Source organism: Pseudogracilibacillus auburnensis (assembly GCF_003201975.1).
Taxonomy (GTDB): Bacteria; Bacillota; Bacilli; order Bacillales; family Amphibacillaceae; genus Pseudogracilibacillus; species Pseudogracilibacillus auburnensis.
On record NZ_QJJQ01000023.1, the window covers coordinates 62,168 to 70,692 of the forward strand.

The following is an 8,525-nucleotide window of genomic DNA, read 5'->3' on the forward strand; positions in this document are numbered from 1 at the left end:
ACAATCTTGGGGTAATAAACTGTTTTCCAAAAGATAGGGAATGCGATTACTTCTCCTACCAAATAGATTTGTTGTTTTTATATATTAGATCTAAACTGCGTGATCATTTTTGTCGACCGCTTTGGAAATACACTATGCCTTTATAAATGACGAGATAAACATGGACGTTTTCGAAAATGCTGCGTCCTCTCCCCCGATTATGTGGCGGTTCTTCGCGATTATGTGGCGATTCTCCTCAATTATATGGCGCATCTTAGCGGGTATGTGGCGTATCTCCGCAATTATGTGGCGCATCTTAGCGGGTATGTGGCGATTCTTCGTGATTAAGTGCTAGTAATCCGTGTGATGTCCAATTTGTGGGATTGTTCCCGGAAATGACGATAATTACCTCCTAATCGTGCTCCAAAAAGCGAAAAGCTATATGTGCTTCCCAAACTTGAGCTACAAGATAGGCTGAGAAAAGATCCGCCCCCCGACAAGGGATATACCGACGTTGGCCACAAAGGACGGTTTTAGTTGGTTTTCTTTCATTCCGAGCGGACATGATTGCGGAGTGTATTTCCGTAGCGGTGGAGCAAACTGTTGTTGCGCAGTTTAATTCAAATGTGTGATAATAGCATCAAAGTTAACGAAGGGCGATGAGTTTAAATGAATACAAACCGCTTGGAGCAAAAATTTAGTCCGAGGTCAACTTGAGCACTGTATCTTCACCCCACTTCATTCTATAAAGACTTTTTGTCCATTTCACCCTGCGAAAGTTAAGTAAATAAAGAGAAAAGTACATCACTAATATAAATAATGATGTACTGATTATGTGTTCTTACTATTTGGTATTTGACATAGTTGACTTTTATTTACTCTCTAAAAATAAGCCATTTTCTTTCTACTTCTTCTATCGGTAGCGGTTTATCAAAGAGGAACCCTTGTACAACATTGCAATTTAATTTCTGCATGAGATAAAATTGCTCTTCTGTTTCGATTCCTTCCGCAACAACTTCGATATCCATCGTTTCTGCCATCGTGTTTATTGCAGACACAATCGCTTTAATTTTTTCGTTTTTTCCAATGACTTTCGTAAATGTACGGTCAATTTTAATTCGCTGAATAGGAAAGTCAATCAAATAACCTAAAGACGAATAACCTGTTCCAAAATCATCAATCGCAATTGAAAGCCCTAGGTTTTTCAGTTCATGAAGCTTTAATGTCGTTTCTTCCATATTATCGATGAGAGAACTTTCCGTTAATTCAATACCAATATCATATGGATTCACATTCGTTTCCTGTAAAATTTCTCTAATATTTTCCACTAATAGTTGATTTCTAAATTGATTCATTGAAATATTGACGCTTATATTAATATTATTAAATCCTTTGTCTTTCCATTTACGCAATTGCATACAAGCCTTTTTAAAAACGATATTCCCAATATCTTGAATTAATCCTGTTTGTTCCGCAAGCGGGATAAATTTTACTGGTGAAATTAATCCTTCTGTTGGATGATTCCATCTAATTAAAGCTTCAAATCCAACTAACTTACTTGACGAGACAGAAATTAATGGTTGATAATATAATTCAAATTGCTCTTCCTTAATTGCTTTTTTCAATTCCAATTCCATAATAAAAAAATTATTTGGTTTCCCCATTTTTGGATGATAAAATAGATACGGCTTTTTTTCCCTTCTGGCAATTTCCAGTGCAGTATTAGCTTTCGATAACAGGTCAGAAACTGTTTTTCCATCTTTTCTATACATACAGATACCAAAATTTGCTTGCAAACAAACTTCTATTCCATTCACAAGAACAGGAGTAGAGATCTGCCGTTGTAGTTGGTTGATATGATGAATTACTTCCTCTTCATTGCTAATACTTTCAATAATACTAGTAAATTCTGTTCCATTCCATCTTGTTACCATACTATGTTCAGGTAAATGACTATTTAATCTTAACGCAATTCGTTTGAGTAGAATATCCCCATAAATATAGCCGTATTTTTCATTCACACTAGTAAAGTTATCTAATTGAAAAAATATAATGGCAAAATTTTCATTTGTTTGTTCGGATAATTTAAGCGATGATACAACTCGCTTTTCAAAAAGTGCCCGGTTCGGTAATGTTGTTAATCGATCAAAATAATGTGTTTGATGCAAATATTCATTTTCAATTGATTTATTATGAAATAAGTCTGAAAAGATACCGATAAAATGCTCAATTTGATCAAACGTATTTTTTACTGCAATAATCGATAAAGATTGTAAATATATTTCGCCGTTTTTTGTCCTATTCCATATTTCACCTTGCCATTTTCCGGTATTTTTAACGATTCTTTTCATTTTTTCATAAAAGGATAACCCTTGTATTCCAGATTGTAATGTCTTTGGCGTTTTTCCTCGAACTTCTCTGAATGTATAACCGGTAATTTGTTCAAATTTATTATTGACATACATAATTTGATTGTGCTTATTTGTAATCATAATTGCTTCGTTCACATAATTCATAGCAACATTCGCTAACTGCTTATTTAAGTTATTCGATGGAAATTGAAACACTTCTAAATTTACCATGGTCATTTCAGCACCCTCTTCAGCAGTTAAAACCAAAAAATCAAACATCAAAATTGAATCTATATACCTATTACTTTTTTTACCACAAAAATGATGAATAGTCAAAACAAATGAGGATGATTTTGGTAGATACTATTTGACAACCCTATGGTTTCATTTATACTTTTCCTAAATAAGCGAAGTTACAGAAAACAACAAAAATGAATATCTAATAAATAGAATAATACTTAGGGAGTGAATATATAGTTGGAAAAATGGGAAGCGGCATATATTGCTAGAATAATTGATGGTGAAGATCGATAACATGGACAAGAATGCATAAAAAAAAATCGTAGACCTTGTATATCAATATCCTCAAATGATATAGAAATGCTTATTTTCATACAAAAAATAGCTGGTGGAGATATTTATCTAAAGAAAAATTACAATCCAAAAACATAAAGATTCATATACACTTTACTTTAAATAGAAGTTATTAATGTTCTAAATGAAACTTCTGACTTTTTAGGAGTTAACGAAAAAAGAAAACGTGCGAAATGGATCCTAGACAATTAGGACAATGTCACACCTAGGAATGGTAAGTATAATGAAGAAATGTTAAAAATGACGTACGCTTTTGAAAAAAAATTTTTTAACTTTGACAAAATAAAAAACCATCAATTTTAATAATTGATGGAGACGGTGGGACATGTTATTCCATGCTTTCGTCATGGCACTGACTATATCTTGAACCTACATGTATAATAGGCTCTTCGGCGTCTTATACAAAATATAATTTTATTCTATTTTAGCAGATAAGTGAGTAATTCTTTTTACTGCATAAATGCAACTAGTTCTTGCCAAAAGGATTGGCGATAAACCAAGTTTTCTAAGAATAGTATTTTGTATCCTAGTACTACCCATTCAATTGAGCGGTAGCCTATAAGTCGATACATGGCTGTTGGATTACTCCACATACCACTCGGTATTGCCTTATTGTTTAAGGACGTATCAAAAGGATTATTTTCCTTTTAGAAACCGTACTTTAAGAACAACTTAGGTTTCACCGATAAAGCCGAATTTTCACTTTTGTATTACTACAAAAGGCGACTATTTACTAATCGAACCCACGTCCAAGGATATTGCCACTTAAGCTTCTACACGCTTAGTTGGTATATTATCATTCGCTAACTTTTCAGCCTACCAACAGGCTTCCGAGTAGCTAGTCTGATTGGTTTCAACGCTCTATCCGCAGACGGAGGATGAACGTTTATCCCGCTAAAGTTGAGACTCTTTACCCGTTACACGGGAGATAACGGTTAGAGTCCTTTAACAAGCTTATGCAGCTGCTAAAGAGTAATTTTCTTCTTTGCCAGTTATAGGCGTTTAACGTTTTACGAGCCGTAACCTCGACGTGCGACTTAAGCTCAACCTACCCCTGTCGAATCCGAAACGTCCCCGTAAATAAAGGACTGCTCGGTAATTTGAGCTTAACACTCTTTCTTGAGTGCATTATTTATTATAACATAGCTGCAAACAATTGCAAGTGCATGGATTAAATTTACAAAAATGTATATTGGGAGATAGATATTTAAAAGATTTTCCCCTAAAAACTTCAATATTAACGGAAAAACATTCCTTGCAAATTTCCTTCAACCCTACGATCACTATCGATCCATTTCCTTCATCGCGCGATCGATATCCCGTTTCATTTGCTTTTGTTTTAAATCCTCTCGCTTATCGTATTGTTTTTTTCCTTTTCCAAGTCCGATCAAAATCTTCGCAAATCCATTTTTAATATATAATCTTAAAGGTACAATTGCATACCCTTTTTGCTGGATTAAACCGAATAATTTATCGATTTCATTGCGATGTAATAAAAGTTTACGTGATCTTGTCGGTTCATGGTTAAAACGGTTCCCTTGTTCATATGTTGCAATATGCATATTAATGATTTGTGCTTCCCCATTGATGATACGTACGTGGGCATCTTTTAAACTCACTCGTCCTGCACGAATTGATTTAATTTCCGTTCCTTTTAATACGATCCCAGCCTCATATGTTTCTTCAATAAAATAATCATGAGACGCTTTCCGATTTTGCGCGATCGGCTTTTCGTGCTTTTTAGACATCTCTTTTCCCCCTGTCCTTCTCTATCTATTTATACTAGGATAAAATCTACCGCATGTTCATCCATATTCACATTTATTACTTTTACCTTGACTTCTTCACCAATTCGATACACTTTTCCAGTCATTTCTCCTATTAAGGCATGATGTCGATCAGAGTAATGATAATAGTCATCGATCATATAGCTAACATGGACTAACCCCTCCACTGTGTTTTCAAGTTCTACAAATAAGCCAAAACTAGTAACGGAGCTAATAATCCCAGTAAATTCTTCATCAATTTTATCTAACATATATTCTGCTTTTTTCAAATCATCGACTTCTCGTTCTGTATCAACTGCAGCACGTTCCATTTCTGATGTATGTTTCGCGATTTCAGGTAATTGCTTTTTCCACTTTTTCAATGTTTTGTCCGTCATATTTCCTTGTAATAAATATGTTCGGATCAGTCGATGAACAATTAAATCGGGATAACGACGAATCGGTGAGGTAAAATGGGTGTAAAACTGTGTTGATAGTCCAAAATGACCGATACTAACTGGATCATATTTAGCCTGTTTCATCGATCGCAACATTAATTTTGAAATAACCATTTCTTCTTTTTTACCTTTCACACGTTCTAACACTTTTTGTAGTTCAAGTGGATGTACATCATTGGCTGTCCCTTTAACGACGTATCCAAGACCTGCTAAAAACTCAAAGAAATGTTCTAGTTTCGCCTCATCTGGTGATTCATGAATCCGGTGAATAAATGGCACATCTAACCAATGAAAATGTTCTGCAACTGTTTCATTTGCACAAAGCATAAATTCTTCGATCAATCGTTCGCCAACGGAACGTTCACGAATAACGACATCGATTGCTTTTCCTTCATCATCCACTAGTACTTGCGCTTCTTTGAAATCAAAATCGATTGCACCACGTTTCATTCGTTTATGGCGTAAAATTTGTGCAAGCTCTGCCATTTTTTCAAAACATGGAACTAAGACTTCGAATTTCACCCGCAATTCTTCCTCTTTTTCGACTAATATTTTATTCACATCACTGTAAGTCATTCTTTCTGTTGTGCGGATTACTGCTTGGAAAATTTCATGACTAACCACTTCACCATTACGATTTATTTCCATTTCACAACCGATTGTAAGCCTGTCCTCACCCCGATTTAACGAGCAAATCCCATTTGACAAACGATGTGGAATCATCGGAATGACTCGGTCAACTAAATAGACACTTGTTCCTCTTTCATATGCCTCTTTATCGATTGGTGACTTTTCTGTTACATAGTGCGTCACATCAGCAATATAAACACCTAATAAGAAATTCCCATTTTCTAATCTTTCTACTCGTACCGCATCATCTAAATCTTTCGCATCTGCACCATCAATCGTAACAATTGTTTCATTACGAAGGTCACGACGTCCTGTTAAGTCCGCTTCCGAAATTTCATCTGGCGTTGATGCTGCTTGTTCTAACACCTCAGACGGAAAATCCATTTTTATTCCATGTTTATAAATGATCGAAATAATATCGATACCTGGGTCATTTTTATGCCCTAAAATTTGAATAATTTCTCCTTCAGCACTCTTTCTTCCCTCAGGATATTTCGTTAACTGGACGATTACTTTATGTCCTGCCACTGCTCCATTCATATCATTTTTATGAATAAAAATGTCATTTGGAATGCGGCTATCATCTGGAATTACAAAGCCAAATTCACGGCTATCTTCAAATGTGCCGACAACTTGATGAATTGCCCGTTCAATAATTCGAATAACAACTCCTTCTGGACGATTGTCACGAACTCCTTTTTTCTCCAACCTGACGATAACGATATCATTATTCATGGCAGACAATAAATCAGATGAATGAATATATATATCTTGTTCATTTTCATCTTCAGGAATTAAAAAAGCAAACCCTTTTTTATTCATCTCAATTTTACCACGGATTAGATTCATTTTTTCAGGTAAGCCGAAACGGTTCTTTCGCGTCCGAATAAGCTCACCACTATTTTCTAGTTCATTTAATGTTCGAATTAATTTTTTAAAATCATCTACTTGTTCCATTTCAAATATTTCTTCTAGCTCTTTCACGGATAGAGGTTTTGTCCCACTTTCTTTAAAATAAGTTAACATTTTTTCTCGTAATTGTTCACTCATCATTTCACCTTCTCTCTCTTGATTGAATATATCATTGCTCCTAGTTAATTATTGTTCCCAATTTAGTGATTCCAAAAACGTATAAATATCTTCATGTAATACATCTTTCTCTTTATCTAATGTAATGACATGCCCTGAATGCTCGTACCACTTTATTATTTTGTCATCTGTCGCAACATTTTCATATATATAATTTGCACTTTCTGGATTGATCATGCCATCTTTTCTCGCTTGAACGACCATCGTCGGTGTATACACCATATCAACTATATCGTGAACCTCTTTAATAAATGCACCAATTTGTTTAAACATGTTCGTGGAGTGCTCCATTAATTGATTGAGTTCTCGTTCGATTATTGTAGCATCTTTTTTCTCAAATTGTTTATATTGTTTTGCGAAAAAGTGAAAGCCTTTCGTGAGTTGTGTTTTATTATCAAAAAACATCGGCGTACACATTGGAATAGTTGCTTTTACTTTTTCACAATTCGCAAGTTTTAATCCAAGTGCTCCTCCCATCGATAAACCGGCAACCGCTATCTCATCATATCCTAAATCTTTTACATGGTGGTATGCCTGTAAAACATCTTCCCACCAGTCATCAGGAGATGTTTTTATTAATTCTTCTGGTGAAACACCATGTCCGCGATAAATGGGCGCATGGCTCGTATACCCTTTTTTCTGTAAATAACGACCTAACATGCGTACATCAGCAGAGTGTCCAGTAAATCCATGGAGTAGTAATACAGCCCTGGATCCTGCTTCAAATGTAAATGGTTCTGGTTGTTTTATTTTCACTTCTAATGATCTCCTTCTAATTTTGACGAAATTTTATCAGTAAAAATGCAAAAACCCTTATCACAATACTGTAATAAGGGATGTCGCTTCATTATAGAATATATGCACTTACAAATGCCAAAACGAAAAACAGTGTTGCAGTGATTACCGTGCCGCGATGGAGAACTAAATCAAGTCCTCGTGCTTTTTGTTTTCCAAAAAGTTGTTCAGCCCCGCCAGAAATCGCTCCCGATAGTCCAGCACTTTTACCCGATTGTAAGACGATAAATACGATCATTATAATTGCATTAATTACTAATATGATATTGATAACGTTAGCCATCAAACAACATCCTCTCTAAAAACGAACAAATACATATCTAGTTTATACTTTACCATAAACATTTATTGGATGGCAAGTCAAAGTAGTTGCTTCTACTTATAATGTATTGCTTGAGACTTTTTTATTCTAATTTTTTTTCTACATAATGAGGTTATAATTGCCCAAGCCATTTTTTCTTTTCGTACTGGAACTTTTCTCGAAATTGTTCCGAATACTTATGTAAATAATAATAACGTTGTATTGGTTTAACGAAAAATAATAGTAGCAGAAACATTAATATAGCAAAAACCGGAAGAAAATCGATCATTGCTCCGATGAATTGTAAAAACTTTTGACCTACATCCGTAAACACTTGGTAAACTCCAAAAAGGAAAAGACTAACGCTTGCGATTACTTTGGGATTCATTTTCTTTTTATTTTTTTCGATCTGAACATTGTAAATAAAATTCATAGCCATTTTATCACATAATTGAACCTCTCATGACTAAAGTCACGAGATTCTTGGGAACAAAGCATACTTGAGAGTGGTGGCATACACTACCCACAGTGGTTTCTCTTATACACCAAGCTATCTCCGCAG

General features: G+C 34.8%; 6 protein-coding genes and 1 other RNA gene. All 7 read right to left on the reverse strand.

Annotated features, from left to right (window positions below; all coding sequences use genetic code 11):
- Positions 1-854: 854 nt before the first annotated feature.
- A complete protein-coding gene (locus DFR56_RS21190) occupies positions 855-2,567 on the reverse strand; it encodes a sensor domain-containing protein (RefSeq protein WP_211320662.1) in 1,713 nt (570 codons plus the stop codon).
- A gap of 1,091 nt (positions 2,568-3,658) precedes the next feature.
- Positions 3,659-3,992: a transfer-messenger RNA gene (ssrA, locus tag DFR56_RS21195) on the reverse strand.
- A 215-nt stretch (positions 3,993-4,207) separates the two neighbouring features.
- Complete coding sequence (smpB, locus tag DFR56_RS21200; RefSeq protein WP_110397459.1) at positions 4,208-4,672, reverse strand: SsrA-binding protein SmpB; 465 nt, start codon at positions 4,670-4,672, stop codon at positions 4,208-4,210.
- Positions 4,673-4,701: 29 nt separating this feature from the next.
- Complete coding sequence (rnr, locus tag DFR56_RS21205; RefSeq protein WP_110397460.1) at positions 4,702-6,828, reverse strand: ribonuclease R; 2,127 nt, start codon at positions 6,826-6,828, stop codon at positions 4,702-4,704.
- Positions 6,829-6,876: 48 nt separating this feature from the next.
- Positions 6,877-7,623, reverse strand: a complete 747-nt coding sequence (locus DFR56_RS21210; RefSeq protein WP_110397461.1) for an alpha/beta hydrolase — start codon at positions 7,621-7,623, stop codon at positions 6,877-6,879.
- Positions 7,624-7,714: 91 nt separating this feature from the next.
- On the reverse strand, positions 7,715-7,945 hold the full coding sequence (secG, locus tag DFR56_RS21215) for a preprotein translocase subunit SecG (RefSeq protein ID WP_110397462.1): 231 nt from the start codon (positions 7,943-7,945) through the stop codon (positions 7,715-7,717).
- Positions 7,946-8,096: 151 nt separating this feature from the next.
- Positions 8,097-8,297 carry a hypothetical protein gene (locus DFR56_RS21220; RefSeq protein ID WP_146214351.1) on the reverse strand — a complete coding sequence of 67 codons (201 nt, stop codon included), beginning with the start codon at positions 8,295-8,297 and terminating at the stop codon, positions 8,097-8,099.
- Positions 8,298-8,525 lie beyond the last annotated feature (228 nt).